We start from the raw sequence: 20,320 nt of genomic DNA on the forward strand, positions 1-20,320 counted from the left end.
GTAGGTATCCTTCAGGCGCTGGCGCGGTTGGCCAGCGCGGCTTGTTGTAGGGCGATTTCCTGATTGCGCAGGATGAAGCGTTGCAGCTTGCCGCTGGGGGTCTTGGGCAGCTCGCTGACGAATTCGATTTCCCGTGGGTAGGCATGGGCATAGAGGCGCTGGCGCACATGCTGGCGCAGCGTTTCCTGCAGCGCCTCGCTGCCGCTGACACCGGCCGCGAGCACGACGAAGGCCTTGATCAGCTCGGTGCGCTCCGGGTCCGGCTTGCCGATCACCGCCGCTTCGATCACCGCCGGGTGTTCGATCAGCGCGCTTTCCACATCGAACGGGCCGACCCGGTAGCCGGAGGTGGTGATCACGTCGTCGCTGCGGCCGACGAAGCTGATGCTGCCATCGGCGTTGAGCTCGACGGTGTCGCCACTGAGGTAGTACTTGCCGACGAAACTCTTGGTCGGCAAACCCTGGTAGCCACCAAACCAGCACAGCGGCGATTGTTCGCGGTCCACCGCGAGGATGCCGGGCTGGCCTGCGGGCAGCTCGGCGCCCTGCTCGTCGAGCACGACGATGCGGTGGCCGGGGATGGCGAAGCCCGCCGAGCCAAGGTGCACCGGGTGCTGCAGGCCATGGTGGTTGCACAGCACCATGCCCAGTTCGGTCTGGCCATAGTGGTCGTGGATGGTCACCCCCAGCTCGTCGGCGAACCAGCGGATCACTTCCGGGTTCAGCGGCTCCCCGGCACTGCTGACCACCCGCAGGCGGCCCTGGATCGGCGCCGAGAATTCGCGCCCCGCAGCGATCAGCAGGCGGTACGCGGTGGGCGAGCCGGCAAGGTTGGTGATGCCCAGCTTGTCGATCACCCGCGCGCAGCTCTCGACGCTGAACGGGCCATCGTAGAAGGTGGTAGCGTGGCCCAGCGACAGCGGGCCTGTGACCGCGTAGTAGAGGCCGTAGGCCCAGCCCGGGTCGGCCAGGTTCCAGAAGTTGTCCGCCGGCCGCAGGTCGATGGCATCGCGCATGTAGCCCTGGAACGCGACGATGGCCCGCAGCGGCACTTCAAGCGGCTTGGCCGGGCCGGTGGTGCCCGAGGTGAACATCAGCAGGAACGGGTCGTCGCCGCTGCGCAGCACCGGCTCGCACTCGGGCGCTGCCGCATCGAGCAGGCGCTGGAAGTCAAGCTCGCCCTCGGCCGCATTGACCGTGATGCGCACCGGGCAGGCCGCCAGCTCATCGAGCTTGGGCCGATTGCCGCGGTCGGTGACCACCACCTTGGCCCCGGACTGTGCCACACGGTGCTCGATGGCTTTGGGGCCGAAGGCGGTGAACAGCGGCTGGTACACCGCGCCCAGGCGCCAGGTGGCGAGGATCGTCACCAGCAATTCAGGGGTACGTGGCAGCAGGCCGGCAACCCGGTCGCCCGCGCCTACGCCCTGGTCCTTGAGGGCATTGGCAAAACGGCTGGCCAGGGCTTGCAGCTGCTCGAAACTGTAGCGTTTGCCATTGCCGTCGCGACCTTCCCAGACCAGTGCGGCCCGGCCCTCGCCGACATGGCGATCGCAGCATTCGACACAGGCATTGAGGCCCTTGAGGTTGCCCTGCAGCGCCGTGCCCACGGCATCGGCATAGGCGAACGAACGGGCGGCCTCGGCGTAATCGCGCATCGTCAGACTCCTGGTTTCTTATTGTTGGAATCGCACCAAAGGTCTGACGATGGTCACGCCAAGGCCGCGCGCGGACAATGGCCAAAGCGTTCAATCTGGATGAGCGGTTTGGCCGCTAGGCCTTGTTCAGCGCCTCCCGGCTCAGGTACAGGCACAGTTCATGCTCGACGCTATCGCGCTCTGTCTTCAGCGCATCCCAACGGCTCACGTACTCCTCGGTGGTCAAGCGCTCGGCCAATGCATCGAGCGCTTCGCCACGGGCATCGAAATCGGCTGCAACGGCCGCGAACAGCGCTGGGTGTTGTGCACGCAGGTGGTCGGTCCAGAAGCGTTGCCGCGACACGCTTTGCGCCACTGCCTCGGGCGTCTGCGCGGCGAGTACCGCTTGCAGGGCCTCCTGCTGGCGTTGCGCGGTGATGTCGGCCAGGGAGTTGAAGGTCATGGTGCGTGGCTGGCAAGGCAGGTCCAGCGCTTCGGCCAGGTGGATGCGGTAGCCGAGGACGATTTCCAGGTCATCGACCATTCCCTGCGTCGCGCGTCGTTGTTCAACCGCCCGGTAAGCGAAACGGTCCAGTGCCTCCAGGCGGAACAAGCGTCGCCCCAGGTTCAGCAGCTCTTCGCCTGCGTCGGCAGCGCTACTGCGCTGGCCGGCCGCGTAGGCCAGCGCCTGGATCTGCAGGCGGCTGAAGCGCTCGGCGGAGCTGTCGACGCAGCCCAAGGTCTCGCCGGCGCTGTCGAAGATCTGCTGGCGCAGGGTTGCATCCTGGTCAATGGCGCCGAGCAGGTTCCACACCTGATCGCTGATGTAAGCACGCTCTCTGTTGTAGTCACTGCCTTGGGTCAACGCCTGCAACAGCTCGTAAAGCCCACTGCTACCCTCCTCTTGCTGCAGCCGTTGCCAAAGCGCCGTGCGTGCCTGACGGCGATCGGCCGGCTGCTCGGTCACCCACCGCGCCAGCGCATCATCGCTCGCCTGCGGCAGCGTGGCTGTCTCGCCATGGCCATCGAGCCCGTAAAAACGCTCACGCTCGGCGAAGGACATCGGATTGCGCAGCAGGTTGAACCGGGTACGGAAGGCCCACGGCATGCGTAGAAGTGACGCTGGAATGGTTTCGATCTGGTTGTCGCTAAGGTCGGCCATCTGCAGGAAGCCGCAGTGTTCGATAGCCTCGGGAATGCTGCGCAACTGGCATCGACCAAGGCGCAGCGTGCGCAACTGGGGGAGCTGTTCGAAACGCAGGTTGAGCGAACGTAGCGGGTTGAAACTGATATCCAGCTCTTGCAGATGGGACAACGACGACAACACCGCCTGGTTCTGGGCATTCATGCGAATTCGGTTGGCCATCAAGCGCAGCGAACGCAGCTCGCGCAGATGGGCAAGGCCCGAGGGCAAGGCTGTCAGGCGGTTGTTGGTCAGTACCAGGGTACGCACGCGGTGGAAGCAGCGCAGGAAGTTGGCCGGCACCTCTTCCAGCCCCATGCCAGCCAGCACCAGCTCGCCCACATGGCTCATGTCCACGGCCGCCGGCAGCGAGGGTAGCAATACGATGCGCCAGCCACTGAGGTTGACGCGCATCGTGCCTTGATTGCCGCCATGGCTCACCTCGACCTCTCCCTCGAGACGCCAGGCCCGACGCAGTTGATTGGCGAAATGCTGTTGCTGGTTGCGCAGCGCGCGGTCGGTGGTGTTGGCGCCCCAGCGGTTGAGTGCCTCATCGAGCAGCGCATAGTTGCGTTCGTGATCGATCAAACGGTCGAAAGGCGATGCCGTCGCCTGCATCAGGCGCCGGAAGAAGCTTTCGACCTGGTCCTCGCTGAAGGCCGGATACAACGCACGAATACGATCATGCAGGGTTCTGACCGAATACTCCCGGCTTGCGGCCCGCCCACCCAGCGCATAGCCCACGCGGCCATCGGGCAGGCGCGAACCCGGGTTGCACCACGGTGCTTCGTTGCGCCAGCCGAGTAGGTTGAACAGCTTCTGGCGCGGCTCTGGCAGGCCGGCCGCCAGCTGGTCGCGCAGCTGCAATGCGGCATCGTCCGCCGCCAAGCCCAACGCTGTACGCTCGGTTGAGTCGAGCAGCGCCAGCAATGCATCGAAGATGCTCCCCGGTTCCTCGACATCGACATCGATATCGAGCTCCAGCCCCTGCGCGTCGTACAACCTGAAGCCGCCAGCGCGATTGACCAGCACGATGCGCGAAGCGGCTGGCCCCTGAGGGTCCAGTTGCGCCAACAGCCGGCCGCTCTCCGTGCCTTTGCGCAGCTCGAGGTTGAGCCGGGCAGGCCATTTGGGCAGCTTTCGCAGCAAGGCGAACACCAGCTCGCCCGTGCCGTCGTTGTAGGCACCTTGCAGGTACAACCCTTCCACCGCACGGTTGACCCGCGCCAGCTGCAGCAGCGAGCGCGCCTTGGTGGCCAGCGCCAGGGGCAGGCGCTGTTCAACCTTGACGATATCGAGCTCGGTCGGTGCCAAGTCGTGCAATGTCGCTTGGGCATAGGCATCCGGGAGTCCGGGGAAATCCCGTTTGAGCAACGTGAGCACTTGGTCATCCAGCTGCACGGGCGCAGCCAGGTGATCGAGCAAGCGGCCACGCCACAGGCTCGGGTCTTCGAGCAGCGCGGTACCCACCTGGGAATCAGTCAAGCCCTGCATGTCGGGATGAAGCTTGCACCCGTCGAGAATGGCAGCATCGGTGAACTGCGCAGGGGTCTGTTGCAAGCCGGCAAAGAACCGCGTGAGCCGCGCGTCGGCGTCGAAGCGGCGAAGGGTATCACGCAAGTTGGCCGGCACTGGGCGGTTTTCCACCAGCAGCCCGCGCAGTTCGTCGCGGTCCACGCCCGACACCTGGAGAATCCGTTGCACCTGCGGCGCCTGCAGGGGCGGATCGCTTGGCCACAGCCGGTCCAGCATCGCGCCACTGTCATCCCATTCCAGCGGGCGCTCCAGGCGCAGGCGCCAGCAACGCTCGCCATTGCTGACCAGTTCAGGCTCGAAGGCATCGGCGCGCAGAGGATGCTTGAGGCGCCACGGGGCGTGCGGATCCGGTTTGTGCACTTGATAAAAGCGCGACTCGATGCGCAGGTAACGCTTTGTGCCCTGCGTGTACAGGCCATCATCCTGCAATACCGCCTGGTCCGGATCAGCCTCGTAGTGGCTCAGGTCATGCGCCCACAAGCGCGTGTCGCCCGCCACATCCACAGGTTCGAGCTGATCGACGAAGGCCGTGCGGGCGAAACCGCGCGCGACCAGCCCTACCCCGGCCCCCGTCGCTGCGGTCACAGCGACGATCTCTGCCACACCCAGCAGATGCTCGGCCGCCTCGTGCTGGTGACCCTGCGCCCAATCGACGACGCCTTCGCAGGTCTGCCGGGTCAGCTGATACGCCAGCTGCGCCAACAGCAACTGACCCAGCCCGGGCACGAACAGGCCGGCGATCCCCAGGGCTCCCATGCCAATGCCTTCCCAGCGCGCCAGCCTGTTGCTGGCCTCGCTGCTGTCGGCCTCTGCGGTGGTCACCAGCAGCGTGCCGGCATCCGCGCGCAGGCGCGCGACGTGCGCCTCGGCCAGGGCGGAGAATGCATCACCCTCGACCGTCTGGCCCTCCAGTTGAAGGTCAGGGTTGTTATCGGTCAGTCGCTTGCCCAGCTTGTTCACGAACGCCACACGCTCGCTCAACGCCACCCGCTCGCCGAAGCGCCGACGCGCTGCCGGGCTCGCCAGCTCGACGACCAAGGCTTCATCGAGTTGGCCCAGGGTGGTGAAATAACGCAGTGGATGCTCGATGTCGGCGGGCATGTAGAGCACCACCCCGGCATCCTCGCCTTCAGGGTCCCGCAGCTGGATAAGCAACGCGTCGAAGGCGACACAATCGAGTATGTTCAGCAGCCCGGGATAGGCGCTGGTAGAAGGCTGCGCACGCGCACCGCTTGCCATGCTGCGCAGCGCTGCCTGCACCGCGCCGTCGATTGCGCCCTTGATTACCGCCAGCTCCAAAGCCAGGTTGAAGCCCGTGCGCTTGTGCTCGGCCAAGGCTTTACGCGCCTCGCCCGTGGCGACCTTGCTCAGCAAGGCCTGGTATTGCTGCCCGGCATCCAGGCTCCGACAGCGCCGGGCAAAGTCATTGCCAGCACCTGCCAGCAGTACGCTTTTACCCTTGGCCACCAAGCCGCTGCCTTCGTAGAAAGGATCGCCTGCTGGGAAATTCTGCATCAGCCTCAGCAGCGCGGGGCTGCGCACGTAGGTGATTTCCTCCTCGGGCAGACCGATGCCTTGCGGTACTTTGAGCCGACGCCGCACCTCCAGCCATTCAAGGTTTTCCAGCCCCAGCGCGGCAGCCTCGGCCGTCAGCAGGCCACTGAATGCCTGCTGAGCGAACGCTTGAGGGGATGGCAGCACCTGCAGGGCCTTGGTCAATTTCCCATGGCTCGCGCGGTGGGCTGCATAACAGTCGCGCAACGTGTTGATCTGCGCTGGGGAGGCGCGTTCGAGCCAATCAGGCAGGCGGGCCGCGACGAACTGGTCGGTGAGGTTGGCGAGCGTGGTGGACGTGGCTTGCGACATGATTGCACCTGTGCGGGTTGGAGGGGCCCATACAGTGAGCAAGGGCCACTCGCCAAGGCACAGGGAACTGCCCCGCACGGCGGTTTGTGGCGCTCAGGCGGCGCCGTCGCCCTGCACTACCAGCGTGCGGTAATGCCCCGGGTTGCAGCCGAACCACTTGCGAAACGCCTTGTAGAACGAACTGCTGTCGGCAAACCCCAGGCGCTCCGCCACCTGCGCCAGGCCAAGGTCGGCTTCGGCCAGCCAGGTGATCGCCAGCTCGCGGCGCACGCTGTCCTTCAGGCCCTGGTAGGTCTGCCCTTCCTCGGCCAGGCGCCGGCGCAGGGTCGACGCCGACATGCACAGGCCCAGCGCCAGGCGCTCGGCATCGGGCCAGCCGGCCGGGTCATGCTGGCGCAGGTCGTGGCGGATGCGCCGGGCCAGGCTGTCGGGGTCGCGGTACTTGACCAGGATGTTGCCCGGCACCTGCGCCAGAAAGCGCTGCAGGTCTTCGGCCGTGCGCCTGGGCGTCAGCGCCAGGCAATCGGCGGCGATGATCATGCGCGTGCGGGGGCGGTCGAACTGCAGGTTCTCGGAGAACATCACCCGGTAGTCGTCGCAGAACGGCGGCTCGGCGCAGCGCAGGTCGATGGCCAGAATCGGGATGCGCCGCCCGGCCAGCCAGCAGGCCACGCCATGTACGATCATCCAGAAGGTGAAATAGGTGAAGGCCCGCCGGGGCTGTTCCCGGGGCTCGCCGATGACGATCTCGGCCAGGCTGCCCTGGCGTACCAGCACCGGTTGCAGGTCTTCGAGCATCAGGCCGAGAAAGCCCAACGCCACATCCAGCGCCTCGCCCAGGCTGGGCTGGGCCATGGCCGCGCGGGCCAGCAGGGCCAGGCTGCCGCCGCGCAAGCCACGGGGGTCCATGGCGAAGAATTCGTCATTGCAGCGCTGCGACAACAGGCGCCACACGCGTGCATAGGCACCGGCAGCCACCCGCGCATCCGGCTGCTCCAGCAAGCCCGCATCGATCCCGGCGCGCCGCAGCAAGGCAGCGGCCGCATCGCTGTCGGGGCAGCTCTGCAACAGGGCTTCACGCACCAGCTGCATGGAAATCGTGTCTTTCTCGCTCATCGGCCATCCGGCGCCAGGTTGCTCACTGGCGGCCATCTTACGGCAAGCTGGCGCGGCCTCACAGGCTTGCCGCCAAGCCCAGGAAGGCCTGGATCAGGCGCAGTTCGCGGCGCCGCTCCAGGCAGCCGAGCATGTGCTGGTTGCGCAAGCCCTGCCCGGCCAACGGCCGGGCCAACACCCGCGGGTCATGGGCCACCTCGGTCGAAGAGACGACGCCGATGCCCAGCTGCGAAGCCACGGCCTCGGTGACCGCCTCGCGGCTGTCCAGCTCCAGCAGTACCCGTGGCTGTACCTTGGCCTGGGCACAGGCCTTGTCGAAGGTGCGCCGGGTGGTCGAGCTCGGCTCGCGCAGCACCATGATCTGCTGGTGCAGCGCCGCCAGCGGCAGGTCGCCCTCGCCCCTGGCCCAGTCGTGCCCCACTGGCAGCAGTGCGCACAAGCGCGACTCGCAGAGGTTCTGCAGGTGCAGGCCCTTGCGCGGCTCGATCTCAGTCAGCACGGCCACGTCAGCGTGCTCGGACAACAGCGCGGCCAGGGTTTCCTGGGCATTGCCCAGGCGCAGGTTGACGGTGATGCCCGGGTAACGCTCGCGCAGCAGGGCAAGCATCGGCATCACCCGGTGCGGCCCGTCGGCCGCCACTTCCAGGCGCCCGGTGAGCAATTGGCGGTTGGCCTCGAGCATCGCCTGAGCCTCTTCAGCCAGGCCGAACATGGCCCGGGTGATGGCCGCCAGGCGCGTGCCCTCTGGGGTCAATTCCACACGCCGGGCGGTGCGCCGCAGCAAGGTGATCTGGTAGTGCTCCTCCAACGCCTTGACGTGCCCGGTCACCGCCGGCTGGCTGATGAACAGGCGCTCGGCAGCGCGGGTGAAACTGCCCTCGCGGGCAACCGCATCGAAAGCGCGAAGCTGGAAAAGGTTCATTTTGTATCGGCCTGACTTATGGCTGGCATAACGACAAACAATTTGATTGATAGCTCGGCGAATTGCAACCTAGGCCCCGTAGTTTCAGCGCCCAACCAACTGGCGAAACCCGCAGCTTGTGAGGAACCACGGAATGAGCAACGCCCCGATCCTGCTGACCCCCGGCCCACTGACCACATCACTCCGCACCCGCCAAGCCATGCTGGTGGACTGGGGCTCCTGGGACCGCGATTTCAACCAACTGACCGCCAGCGTCTGCGAGCAACTGCTGGCGATCATCGACGGCAGCGCCAGCCACCACTGCGTGCCCTTGCAAGGCAGCGGCACCTTCGCCGTGGAAGCGGCCATCGGCACCCTGGTGCCGCGTGACGGCAAGGTGCTGGTACTGATCAACGGCGCCTACGGCCAACGCCTGGCGAAGATCTGCAAGGTGCTGGGCCGCAGCTTCAGCACCTTCGAGACCGCCGAAGACCAGCCGACCACCGCCGCCGACGTCGACCGCCTGCTGGCCGCAGACCCGGCCGTGACCCACGTGGCGCTGATCCACTGCGAAACCAGCACCGGCATCCTCAACCCGCTGCCGCAGATTGCCCAGGTCATCAAGAACCACGGCAAACGCCTGATCATCGATGCCATGAGCTCGTTCGGCGCACTGCCGATCGATGCCCGCGAAATCCCCTTCGAAGCGCTGATCGCCGCCTCCGGCAAGTGCCTGGAAGGCGTGCCGGGCATGGGCTTCGTGTTCGCCGAGAAAACCGCCCTGGCCGCCGCCGAAGGCAATGCCCACTCGCTGGCCATGGACCTGCACGACCAGCACGCCTACATGGCCAAGACCGGCCAGTGGCGCTTCACCCCGCCCACCCACGTGGTCGCTGCCCTGCACGAAGCGTTGCAGCAGTACTTCGAAGAAGGCGGCCTGCCGGCCCGCCACCAGCGCTATGCCGACAACTGCAAGACCCTGCTCGACGGCATGGCCGCCATCGGCCTGCGCAGCTTCCTGCCGGCCGAGATCCAGGCGCCGATTATCGTCACCTTCCACGCACCGAACGATGCCCGCTACCAGTTCAAGGACTTCTACGAGCGGGTCAAGGCCAAGGGCTTCATCCTCTACCCGGGCAAGCTGACCCAGGTCGAAACCTTCCGCGTCGGTTGCATCGGCGTGGTCGGGCCCGATGGCATGCAGGCCGCCGTCGATGCCGTGGCCCAAGTGCTGCGGGAAATGCAAGTACTGGACATCTGACCCTCTGCCTCACCACTTTCAGGAAAACGCGCACATGAACTACAGCAATCCTACCCAGCTGCAAGCCGCCATCCTCGACTGGGCCGGCACCGTGGTCGACTTCGGCTCCTTCGCCCCAACCCAGATCTTCGTCGAAGCCTTCGCCGAGTTCGACGTGCAGGTGTCGATCGAAGAAGCCCGTGGCCCGATGGGCATGGGCAAGTGGGACCACATCCGCACCTTGTGCGACGTGCCGGAAATCGCCGAGCGCTACCGCAAGGTGTTCGGCCGCACCCCGACCGACGATGACGTCACCGCCATCTACAACCGCTTCATGCCGCTGCAGATCGAGAAGATCGCCGTGCATTCGGCGCTGATCCCAGGTGCCCTGGACACCCTCACCGGCCTGCGCCAGGAAGGCCTCAAGATCGGCTCGTGCTCGGGCTACCCGAAGGTGGTGATGGACAAGGTGGTGGAGCTGGCGGCCAAGAACGGCTATGTCGCCGACCACGTCGTGGCCACCGATGAAACCCCCAACGGTCGCCCATGGCCGGCCCAGGCACTGGCCAACGTGATTGCCCTGGGCATCGATGACGTGGCGGCGTGCGTGAAGGTCGACGACACCGTGCCGGGCATTCTGGAAGGCCGCCGTGCCGGCATGTGGACCGTGGCCCTGGTGTGCTCGGGCAATGCCCTGGGGTTGACCTGGGAGGAATATCAGGCGGTGGGCGCCGAGAAGCTGGAAAGCGAGCGCAAGCGCATTCACAAGCTGTTCGAAGGGTCGCGCCCGCACTACCTGATCGACACCATCAATGATCTGCCTGAGGTGATTGCCGACATCAACCGGCGGTTGGCCAAGGGTGAGATGCCGCAGGCGTTCTGATAGCGCGGCGTTGCAATCATCGCCGGCAAGCCGGCTCCCACAGGTATTGCACATACCTTTACCTGTGGGAGCCGGCTTGCCGGCGATAGGGCCCCGTCAGGCTGCCCGATTGAGCTTCACCCAGGAGGCGAACTTGTCGATGAAGCCCTGCAGGAACGGCCGGGTCTTGTCGTTGAGCTTGCCACTGTCATCGAACAGGCTCGCCGCGCCGCCCAGATACGCCTCTGGCATCTGCATGCAGGGCATGTCGAGAAACACCAGCGACTGGCGCAGGGCATGGTTGGCGCCAAAGCCGCCAATCGCCCCCGGCGACACACTCACCACCGCCGCCGGCTTACCACCCCAGGCGCTCTGCCCGTAAGGGCGCGAGCCCACATCGATGGCATTTTTCAGGCAGCCGGGCACCGAACGGTTGTACTCCGGGGTGGCGAACAGCACCGCGTCGCTGCGGCGGATCTCATCGCGAAAACGCTTCCACGGCTCGGGTACGCCCGCCGCCTCGACATCCTCGTTGTACAGCGGCAAGTCGCCGATTTCGACGATCTTCAAGGCAAGGCTGGACGGTGCCAGCTCTGAAAGGGCGCGGGCCACCTTGCGGTTGTAGGAGTCCTTGCGCAAGCTGCCGACGACAACCGCTACCGAATACACCTGGCTCATGGCGATTTCCAACCTTTGCGGGCTAAAGAGACGTTGTAGTTATAGATGACCGTTCCTCGGCGCTTAGGTTTTTTTTGCCGTAGGCGAAAACTCCGGCGGGGATGCACGGTCTATCGCTGCAGACATTTCCTACGTATTTCAGAGGTTTTCACCTAAATGGCAGCAGTAATGGTCGGCCAATTCCACGCCCGAGACGCCGAAGGCCGCATCTACCCCGTTCACGAGTTCCAGGAGTCGACCCTGCAAACCGACGGCAGCGCCCTGGGCGCGCCGATCACCACCTATCGCCTGGCCATTGGCGACCGCGTCAACCACCTGGGTGAGGACCGTTTCGAGCTGGCCCGCACCGGCGTCGAGATCATTCGCATTCCTTGATGCAGTCCACCGTGTACTGGCCGCTTTCGTTCTGCAGGCCATGCACATCGGCGACAAAGCCCGGGAAACCGCTGTTGAAGGCCCGGGCGAACGCCAGGTAGTCGAGGATCGAGCGCGTGGTTTCGGTGAACCGCTCGCCCGGCATGATCAGCGGGATGCCCGGCGGGTACGGCACCAGCATCACCGCCGCGACCCGGCCCAGCAACGCCTCGATCGGCACTGCCTCCACCTCCCCGCGCACCATCAGGTCGTAGGCCCGCGCCGGGGTCATGGCCACCTGCGGCAAACGCGTGAACAGGCGCTTGAGCTGCTTGGCCGTGGCATTGCTGCGGTAGCAGGCGTGCAGCTGGTCGCACAGATCCTGCAGGCCCATGCCCTGGTATCGAGCCCCAGCGACCGCGACGATACTCGGCAGGCAGCTGCCGAGCGAAGTGTTGGCATCGTAATGGCGCTTGAACTCCAGCAGCTCGGTCAGCAGCGTGCTCCACTTGCCCTTGGTGATGCCCATCGAGAACAGCACCAGGAAGCTGTACAGGCCGGTCTTCTCCACCACCAGGCCCCGCTCCCAGAGAAACTTGCTGACCACCGCCGCCGGTATGCCGTGCTCGCCCAGCACGCCGCCGGCGCTGAGGCCTGGCATCACCAGGGTCACTTTCAGCGGGTCGAGCAGCACATAGTCCGGCGCCACCTCGCCAAACCCGTGCCACTCGGCGCGCGGCTGCAGCAGCCAATCCGCGGCATCGAGGCGCTGGATGCCCTCCGCCGCCGGCGGCTGCCAGATGCTGAACCACCAGTCATCGGCGGCGATATGCTCGCGCAAATTGGCCAGGGCACGGCGAAAGCTCAAAGCCTCGTCAAACATCTCCTGCAACAGCGAGTGCCCCGCCGGCCCTTCCATCATCGCCGACGCCACATCCAGCGACGCGATGATGCTGTACTGCGGCGAGGTGGAGATATGCATCATGAAGGCTTCGTTGAAGCGATCGCGATCGAGCTGGCGCTTGGCGCCATCCTGCACATGAATCATCGACGCCTGGCTGAAGGCGGCGAGCAGCTTGTGGGTGGAGTGGGTGCTGAACACCAGCGGGCTCTGCGCGTTGCACGTGGTGCCCATGGCGTAGCGTTCGGCGAAAAAGGCATGAAATGCGGCATAGGCGAACCAGGCCTCGTCGAAATGCAGCACCTCGACACTGGGCCCCAGCACCTGCTTGATCAGGCCGGCGTGATAGCACAGGCCGTCGTAGGTGGAATTGGTCACCACAGCCAGCTTGATTCGCGGCTCACGCCCCTGCGCCAGCGGGTTGGCGTGGATTTTTGCCTGGATCGCCTCGGGCGTGAACTCGCTGAGCGGTATCGGCCCGATGATGCCCAGCTCGTTGCGCTCGGGGCACAGGTAAAGCGGGATGGCACCGGTCATGATGATGGCGTGCACCACCGACTTGTGGCAGTTGCGGTCCACCAGCACCAGGTCGTCGCGGCCGACCATCGCATGCCAGACGATCTTGTTGGCGGTGGAGGTGCCGTTGATCACGAAGAAGGTGTGGTCGGCGCCGAAGTTTCGCGCCGCGCGTGCCTCGGCCTGGGCCAGCGGGCCGGTGTGATCGAGCAGCGAGCCCAGTTCGGGCACCGACACGGACAAGTCCGAACGCAGGGTGTTTTCCCCGAAGAACTGGTGGAATGCCTGGCCCACCGGGCTTTTGCGGTAGGCCACGCCACCGCCGTGGCCTGGGGTATGCCAGGAATAGTTGGACTGCGCGGTGTGCTGGACCAGGGCTTTGAAGAACGGCGGCAACAGGCCGTCGAGGTAATTGTGCGCAGCCCGCGCCACCTGCCGGGCCAGGAACGGCACAGTGTCTTCGAACAGATAAAGGATGCCGCGTAGCTGGTTCAGCTCGCCCATGGCCTCGGCGGGGGCATTTTCCAGGGTCACCTGCTCGCCCAGGGCGAAGATTGGCAGGTCGGGCGCCCGCGCGCGGGCCAGGCGGATGAGCTCGGCGATGTTTTCCAGCAGGTGGGTATTGGCGCCGACGCCTTCGGCAGCGATCAGCATGCAGGCCAGGCCGTGGTGGGTGGCGGCGACCAGGCGCGCTTCGGCGTGGTCTGCGGCGGCGAGGATGGCGAAGCCGTCCTGGCTCAGTTCGTCAGCGATGCCACGGATGCGCTCGCCGGCGACGCTGTCGGCCTTGATGGCGCGGTGGACGATGAGGATGGGGAACTTGAGGTCCTTGTACATCAGGCTGCTACCTCCGAAGGACGGGTCGTCCCTCTCAGGGTAGTAGAGCCTGATGGTTACAGCGGCGGCCCTGTCGCCGGCAAGCCGGCTCCCACAGGTAACCCATTGTGGGAGCCGGCTTGCCGGCGATAGGGCCGCTACTGACTGTAAATCAACCGGCCGGCGTCTCGGTCAATGCCTGCCACATCGAAGGCCCACCCGCCGACTTGGCAATCGCCGCCAAGCGCTCGGCATGCGCCTCCAATTCCTCGGCATTGGCCATGATCACCCGCCCTGGCGCCCGGCCTGCAATCCGGCGAATTTCACTGCCCCCGCTGCCCTGCCCATCGTTGTCGCCATCAGCCCCATGCCCGGCCAGCGAAAGGCTGGTCTGGCCCCCGGTCATCGCCAGGTAGACGTCCGCCAGCAACTCGGAGTCGAGCAACGCCCCGTGCAGGTCACGGCCGGAGTTGTCGATGTCGTAGCGTTTGCACAGTGCGTCGAGGCTGTTGCGCTGCCCCGGGTGGCGGGCACGCGCCAGCAGCAGGGTGTCGAGGATGGTGCAGTGCTGGGCGATGTCGGCGCGCTCGCGCTGACCCAGCAGGGCGAACTCGTTGTTGATGAAGCCAACGTCGAACGCCGCGTTGTGGATGACCAGCGTGGCGCCCTGGATGAACTCGAAGAACTCCTGGGCGACCTCGGCGAAGCGTGGCTTGCCCACCAGGAAGGCATCGGTGATGCCGTGGACGTTGATCGCGCCCTCGTCGCTTTCGCGGTCAGGCTGCAGGTAGACGTGGAAGTGCCGCCCGGTCAGGCGCCGGCCGATGACCTCGACGCAGCCGATCTCGATGATCCGGTGGCCTTCGCTGACCGGCATGCCCGTGGTTTCGGTATCGAGAATGACGAACCGCTTATCTTGCTGCTGCTCCACGCGGGGCGCTCCAACTTGCATCAATTACAGAGCCGCGGATTGTACCCCAGCTCAGCGCTTGGCGCGCACTTCCTCGACGCCACGGTTGGCCAGTTGGTCGGCACGCTCGTTGCCGGGGTGGCCGATATGGCCGCGCACCCACTTCCAGGTGACCTTGTGGCGGTTGACCTGCTCATCGAGCAGCTGCCACAGGTCGGCATTTTTCACCGGCTCCTTGGCGGCCGTCTTCCAGCCGCGCTTCTTCCAGTTGACCATCCATTCGTTAATGCCCTTCATCACGTACTGCGAGTCGGTGGTCAGCACCACCTCGCATTCGCGCTTGAGCGCCATCAGCCCCTGGATCGCCGCCATCAGTTCCATGCGGTTGTTGGTGGTTTCGCGCTCGCCGCCCCACAGTTCCTTCTCGACGCCCTTGTAGATCAGCAGGACGCCCCAGCCGCCCGGGCCAGGGTTGCCCTTGCAGGCACCATCGGTATACAGCTCGACGCTTTCGCTCATGTACCACTCATGTTCAGTGCTTTTCGGTATCGGGGTTGACGGCGGTGCGGTTGACCTTGGCCAACGGCAACGGCAGCAGCTTGCCCATCGGTTCGCGGCGCTCCGGGCGCAACGGCCGTAGGCCGACCACCATCTTGCGCGCCACCAGCAGGTAGACCCCGCCACCCGAGCTCTGCCAGCCACCCGCCAGCCGTTCCCAGCCCGCCAGGCGTTGTTGCCAGGCCGGCGAGGCAAGCGGCGGACGATAGCACCCGAAGCGGCGTTTCTCCAGCGCGAAGCCCAGCAGGTTGAGCCAGTCGCCGACCCGCGACGGTGAAATGCAACGCGCCTTGCGCAGCGCGCCGTGGCTGAAGAAATGACGCATGCCCCAGCTGCTCCAGGGGTTGATGCCAACGATCAGCAAGTGCCCGCCCGGGCGCACGGCACTGGCGGCTTCGCGCAGCAGGCCATGGGGCGACAGGCAGAAATCCAGGCCATGCTGCAGCACCACCACGTCGGCGGCATGCTCGCTCAGCGGCCAGGCCTGCTCTTCGCAGACGATTTCCACCCCCGGCAGCGGCGCGCCCAGGCGCACGTTGCGCTGCACCTGGGGGGCGCTGGGCGGGGCATCGGCGCAGGGGCCGTAATGCACCAGGTAACCGCCGAAGAAGCGCCCGAGCTCTTCTTCCAGCAGTTTTTCCTCTTCCTTGAGCATCAACTGGCCGAGTGGCCCGTTGAACCATTCACGGGCCAGGCTGATCAGCTCGACCCAGTCTGGGTCGGCCTGGGCAAAGGCTTGGTCGGTCATTGCGCTCTCCCTCGAAGGTTCTCGCACCGCGCCATCGCGGCTAAGATGCCCTCATGTGCCACGCTAGGCGAATCGGATCCGCACCATGATACAGATCGATGCTCTCCCCGCTTTCTCCGACAACTACATCTGGTTGTTACAGGATACTGCCAAACGCCGTTGCGCGGTGGTCGATCCCGGCGACGCCGGCCCGGTGGAAGGCTGGTTGGCTGCCCACCCCGGCTGGGTGCTGGACGACATCCTGGTCACCCACCACCACAACGACCACGTCGGCGGTGTCGAACGGCTCAAGCAGCTGACCGGCGCCCGCGTCTGTGGCCCGGCCAACGAGCGCATTCCCTGCCGCGACCTGGCGCTGGACGACGGCGACCAGGTCAGCGTGCTGGGCGTGACCTTCAAGGTGCTTGCCGTACCGGGCCACACCCAGGGCCATATCGCCTTTTTCAGCGATCAGCCGGCCACCCCCGTGCTGTTCAGCGGCGATACCCTGTTCGCGGCCGGCTGCGGGCGGATGTTCGAAGGCACGCCGCAGCAGATGCAGCCGGCCCTGGCCCGCCTGGCGGCGCTGCCGGAGAACACCGAGGTGTATTGCGCCCACGAATACACCTTGAGCAACCTGCGTTTTGCCAAGGCCGTGGAACCTGGCAACCCGCACGTTCAGCAACGGTTCGAAGACGTTACCCGTTTACGTGCGGAAAATCGCATCACATTGCCATCAACGATTGGCCTGGAGCGCCTGACCAACCCCTTCCTGCGTACCTCTGAAACATTAGTTAAACAAAAAGCAGACGAATGGAAGGGACATTCAAACGACTCGCAGGTCACTGTTTTTGCTGCCTTGAGGTCTTGGAAGGACACCTTCTGATAACCTCAAGATATATCGCAACAGGCTGACAACGGTTGACCCGGCCGGGAGCGGTTTCTAGAATCGCCGAAATTTTTTGCCCGGAAACCTGTCCCCGCCGATGTCTTCCCGTAGCCGCAGAACCGCTCATTCAGTCGCCCTGACGCGCCTGGCCCAAATCAGTGCGCTGGCGCTGGCCGCCACCCTGGTGGGCTGCCAGAGCACCCGTCAGGTCGACGAAGCCGACAGCGTTCGCGCGCACAACTACCAGGCGCGGATCAAGCACAAACCGGCGCCGCTGGCGATCAAGCCTGCCGAGCCGCCGCAGGATGTGTGGGAGCGCATGCGCCAGGGCTTCGTGCTGCAGGACAGCATCGACGTCAACCCGCGCATCGAGCAGCAGCGCCTGTGGTTCGCCAGCAACCCGACCTTCCTGGAAAGCGCCGGCGAGCGTGGCAGCCTCTACCTGCACTACATCGTCGAGCGCCTCGAAGAGCGCGACATGCCGCTGGAACTGGCACTGCTGCCAGCCATCGAAAGCGCCTACAACCCGATGGCCTACTCGCGCGCCCACGCCGCCGGCATGTGGCAGTTCATCCCCTCCACGGGGCGCCACTTCAACCTGCGCCAGACCAACTTCTATGACGGGCGCCGCGACATCACCGCGTCGACCAACGCCGCGCTGGACTACCTGACCCGCCTGCACGACATGTTCAACGGCGACTGGCTGCTGGCCCTGGCCGCCTACAACGCCGGCGAAGGCACCGTCAGCCGCGCCATCGAGCGCAACGAACGGCTCGGCCTGCCCACCGACTACTGGAACCTGCCCCTGCCGCAGGAAACCCGCGACTACGTGCCCAAGCTGCTGGCCCTGTCGCAGGTGGTCATGACCCCCGAGGCCTACGGCGTAAACCTCAACCCGATCGCCAACGAGCCCTACTTCGAGGCGGTCGTCATCAACGAACGCCTCGACCTGTCGCGGGTGGCTGCCTTCGCCAACATCGACGAAGACGAGCTGATCCAGCTCAACCCGGCGTTCAAGAAGCGCATGACCGTGGACGGCCCCAAGCAACTGCTGGTGCCGACCGCCAAGGCGCAGTTGCTGACCGACCTCAAGCCCGAGCAGATCGTCAGCCTGCAGCCGAACAAGGCAGTGTTCGAACGCGCCATCGCCGAAGCCAAGGCGCCGGCCACGGCGCGCAGCTACCGGGTCAAGCGCGGCGACAACCTGAGCAGCATCGCCCAGGCCAACCGGGTGTCGGTCAAGGACATCCAGCGCTGGAACAAGCTGCCGGGCAACCGGGTAAAAGCCGGCCAGGTACTGGCCCTGCGTGGCGGCAGCGCGCCAAGCGCTGCGGGCAACCGGGTAGCAGCCGCCGGCAAGCGTTCGACCCAGTACAAGGTGCGCAAGGGCGACTCCCTGTATTTGGTTGCCAAACGTTTCAACGTCGAGATGCAGCACCTCAAGCGCTGGAATCCGCGCAGCGGGCATGCGCTCAAGCCAGGGCAGACACTGACCGTCTACCTGTCACATTGATGTGCCCCTAGGGCCGCTTCGCGCCCCATTCGCGGGGCAAGCCCGCTCCCACATGCTGGGTTTCCGTGGGAGCGGGCTTGCCCCGCGAAAGGGCTGCAAAGCAGCCCCTGACGATCCCTCCAGGCACACCCTTTTTCCAACCCCGCCAAGCTGTTACTGTACCCCGACCAAAGCCCAACGCCCCTGGATCGGATGCCGACTTGATACGTCCCCTCCTGCTGTCACTCAGCCTGGCCTTGAGCTTTCCCGCAGCCGCGATGGTGAGCGAAAGCCACGGATACGCGCAGTTCGGCACGCTCAAGTACCCAGCCACCTTCACCCACTTCGACTGGGTCAACCCGCAAGCGCCCAAGGGCGGCACCTTGCGGGCCATGGCATTCGGCACCTTCGACACGCTCAACCCCTACACCTTCAAGGGCACAAGCCCGGTGACCACGCCAAACTTTTTGCAGTATGGCGTCAGCGAGCTGAACGAAACGCTGATGGTCGGCACCGGCCAGTACGACCCGTCTGGTGACGAAGCCACCTCCAGTTACGGCCTGATCGCGCGTTCGGTCCAATACAGCGAGGATCGCAGCTGGGTGGTGTTCAACCTGCGCCCTGAAGCGCGCTGGCACGACGGCAAACCGATCACCTCGGCGGATGTGGCATTTACCTACCGCACCCTGCTCAAGGAAGGCCACCCGATCTACCGCACCAACCTGCAGGAAGTGCAGCGCGTCGACATACTCGGCCCGCTGCGCATCCGCTTCGTCTTCAAGCGCGCCGGCAACCCGCTGCTGATCCTGCGCCTGGGCGAAATGCCGGTGCTGCCCAAGCACTACTGGCAAGGCCGCGACTTCCAGGCCACCACCTTCGAGCCGCCGCTGGGCAGCGGCCCCTACCGCATCACCCAGGTGCAGCCGGGCCGGCGCCTGGTGTTTGAGCGGGTGAAGAACTACTGGGGCAAGGACCTGGCAGTCAACCGCGGCAAGTACAACTTCAAGCGCGTCGAATTCGAGTTCTACCGCGATGCCACGGTGGCTTTCGAAGCGTTCAAGGCCGGCGAGTTCGACATCTATATCGAGCACCAGGCGAAGAACTGGGCCAACGGCTACAACTTCCCCGCCGTGCGCCGGGGCGAGGTGATCAAGGCGCAGATCCCGCACCGCATCCCGACCCAGACCCAAGGCCTGTTCATGAACAGCCGCCGCGCCAGCTTCAGCGATGCGCGGGTGCGCCAGGCGCTGGGCCTGATGCTCGACTTCGAGTGGACCAACCGCGCCCTGTTCAGCAGCGCCTACCGCCGCTCGACCAGCTACTACCCCAACAGCGAGTTCGCCGCTGCCGGCGTGCCCACCGGCAAGGAATGGCTGCTGCTTGCGCCATTTCGCGACCAGCTGCCGGACAAGCTGTTCACCCAGCCCTACCAGGTCAGCCACACCGACGGGCGCGGCATCAGCCGCCAGACCCTGCGCCAGGCCCTGACCCTGCTCGGCCAGGCCGGCTGGAAGCTCGACGGCCAGCGCCTGGTGGACAGCAAGGGCCGGCAACTGCGCCTGGAATTGCTGCTGGTGAACCCCAACCTCGAACGTATCCTGCAGCCCTATGTCGAAAACCTCGCGAGCATCGGCATCGATGCCCACCTGCGCACCGTGGACCGTGCCCAGTACAAGCAACGCCTGGACCAGTTCGACTTCGACATGATCCTGATGACCCTCAACCAGACCTTGAGCCCGGGCCTCGAACAGTGGCTGTACTTCCACTCGAGCCAAGCCTCGACCAAGGGCAGCAAGAACTATGCTGGGGTCAAGGACCCGGTGGTCGACCACCTGCTCGATACCTTGCTCGCCGCGCGCACCCGCGACGACCAGGTCGCCGCCGCCCGCGCCCTGGACCGGGTGCTTTCATGGCAGTACTACATGATCCCCAACTGGTATCTCGACAATCACCGCCTGGCCTACCGCAACCGGTTCGCCTTCGTCACCACGCCGCCCTACACCCTCGGGCTGAACAGCTGGTGGATAAAGCCTTCGGAGAAAGCCAAATGATGCCCATGCCCCGCCTGCGCCAGCTGGCCGGCAGCCTGTTGCTCGCCTGCCTGAGCCTGCCGGCCCTGGCCGCGCCGCAACACGCGC

Annotated in this window: 15 protein-coding genes; 6 read left to right on the top strand and 9 right to left on the bottom strand. The window is 65.5% G+C overall.

Annotation, left to right across the window (positions count from 1 at the left end; genetic code table 11):
- Positions 1-11 precede the first annotated feature (11 nt).
- The 4 genes from B3E94_RS05915 to B3E94_RS05930 all read right to left on the bottom strand — a co-directional run bounded on the left by B3E94_RS05915 (position 12) and on the right by B3E94_RS05930 (position 8,260).
- Complete coding sequence (locus B3E94_RS05915; RefSeq protein ID WP_286912698.1) at positions 12-1,658, bottom strand: AMP-binding protein; 1,647 nt, start codon at positions 1,656-1,658, stop codon at positions 12-14.
- A gap of 115 nt (positions 1,659-1,773) precedes the next feature.
- Positions 1,774-6,222, bottom strand: coding sequence for an NEL-type E3 ubiquitin ligase domain-containing protein (locus B3E94_RS05920; protein WP_286912699.1), 4,449 nt, complete (start codon positions 6,220-6,222; stop codon positions 1,774-1,776).
- Between the two features lie 93 nt (positions 6,223-6,315).
- On the bottom strand, positions 6,316-7,338 hold the full coding sequence (locus tag B3E94_RS05925; protein WP_176516300.1) for an AraC family transcriptional regulator: 1,023 nt from the start codon (positions 7,336-7,338) through the stop codon (positions 6,316-6,318).
- Positions 7,339-7,396: 58 nt separating this feature from the next.
- Positions 7,397-8,260 carry a LysR substrate-binding domain-containing protein gene (locus tag B3E94_RS05930; RefSeq protein WP_176516302.1) on the bottom strand — a complete coding sequence of 288 codons (864 nt, stop codon included), beginning with the start codon at positions 8,258-8,260 and terminating at the stop codon, positions 7,397-7,399.
- A gap of 133 nt (positions 8,261-8,393) precedes the next feature.
- On the opposite strand from B3E94_RS05930, the gene B3E94_RS05935 reads away from it, so the two are divergent.
- Together B3E94_RS05935 and phnX are read left to right on the top strand one after the other, a co-directional pair.
- Positions 8,394-9,500, top strand: a complete 1,107-nt coding sequence (locus tag B3E94_RS05935; protein ID WP_286912701.1) for a 2-aminoethylphosphonate--pyruvate transaminase — start codon at positions 8,394-8,396, stop codon at positions 9,498-9,500.
- Positions 9,501-9,534: 34 nt separating this feature from the next.
- Positions 9,535-10,362, top strand: a complete 828-nt coding sequence (gene phnX, locus B3E94_RS05940) for a phosphonoacetaldehyde hydrolase (protein WP_286912702.1) — start codon at positions 9,535-9,537, stop codon at positions 10,360-10,362.
- Positions 10,363-10,458: 96 nt separating this feature from the next.
- Here phnX and B3E94_RS05945 read toward each other — a convergent pair whose 3' ends face one another.
- Positions 10,459-11,019 (bottom strand): NADPH-dependent FMN reductase, encoded by a 561-nt coding sequence (locus tag B3E94_RS05945; RefSeq protein WP_176516309.1) that lies wholly within the window; start codon positions 11,017-11,019, stop codon positions 10,459-10,461.
- A 156-nt stretch (positions 11,020-11,175) separates the two neighbouring features.
- On the opposite strand from B3E94_RS05945, the gene B3E94_RS05950 reads away from it, so the two are divergent.
- Positions 11,176-11,394: a hypothetical protein gene (locus tag B3E94_RS05950; RefSeq protein ID WP_176516311.1), complete on the top strand. Its 219-nt coding sequence runs from the start codon at positions 11,176-11,178 to the stop codon at positions 11,392-11,394.
- Here the strand turns inward: B3E94_RS05950 and B3E94_RS05955 are convergent.
- The 4 genes from B3E94_RS05955 to B3E94_RS05970 form a co-directional block, all read right to left on the bottom strand.
- Entirely contained in the window at positions 11,378-13,627 is a 2,250-nt protein-coding gene (locus B3E94_RS05955) for an Orn/Lys/Arg decarboxylase N-terminal domain-containing protein (protein ID WP_286912704.1), read from the bottom strand. The genes B3E94_RS05950 and B3E94_RS05955 overlap by 17 nt on opposite strands.
- A 151-nt stretch (positions 13,628-13,778) precedes the next feature.
- The gene (gene dnaQ / locus B3E94_RS05960; protein WP_286912706.1) at positions 13,779-14,537 is read right to left on the bottom strand and encodes a DNA polymerase III subunit epsilon; all 759 of its coding nucleotides are present in this window, start codon (positions 14,535-14,537) and stop codon (positions 13,779-13,781) included.
- Between the two features lie 51 nt (positions 14,538-14,588).
- A complete protein-coding gene (gene rnhA, locus B3E94_RS05965; RefSeq protein WP_176516318.1) occupies positions 14,589-15,035 on the bottom strand; it encodes a ribonuclease HI in 447 nt (148 codons plus the stop codon).
- Between the two features lie 13 nt (positions 15,036-15,048).
- A complete protein-coding gene (locus tag B3E94_RS05970) occupies positions 15,049-15,822 on the bottom strand; it encodes a class I SAM-dependent methyltransferase (RefSeq protein ID WP_236237396.1) in 774 nt (257 codons plus the stop codon).
- Between the two features lie 85 nt (positions 15,823-15,907).
- Between B3E94_RS05970 and gloB the strand changes: the two genes are divergently transcribed.
- The 3 genes from gloB to B3E94_RS05985 all read left to right on the top strand — a co-directional run bounded on the left by gloB (position 15,908) and on the right by B3E94_RS05985 (position 20,233).
- The gene (gloB, locus tag B3E94_RS05975; RefSeq protein WP_286912707.1) at positions 15,908-16,687 is read left to right on the top strand and encodes a hydroxyacylglutathione hydrolase; all 780 of its coding nucleotides are present in this window, start codon (positions 15,908-15,910) and stop codon (positions 16,685-16,687) included.
- Positions 16,688-16,787: 100 nt separating this feature from the next.
- Positions 16,788-18,203, top strand: coding sequence for a lytic transglycosylase domain-containing protein (locus tag B3E94_RS05980; RefSeq protein WP_176516325.1), 1,416 nt, complete (start codon positions 16,788-16,790; stop codon positions 18,201-18,203).
- Between the two features lie 200 nt (positions 18,204-18,403).
- A complete protein-coding gene (locus tag B3E94_RS05985; RefSeq protein WP_286912708.1) occupies positions 18,404-20,233 on the top strand; it encodes an extracellular solute-binding protein in 1,830 nt (609 codons plus the stop codon).
- Positions 20,234-20,320: the final 87 nt, after the last annotated feature.

It is taken from the genome of Pseudomonas sp. UBA6315, from assembly GCF_002438125.1.
GTDB classification, from domain to species: domain Bacteria; phylum Pseudomonadota; class Gammaproteobacteria; order Pseudomonadales; family Pseudomonadaceae; genus Aquipseudomonas; species Aquipseudomonas faucium.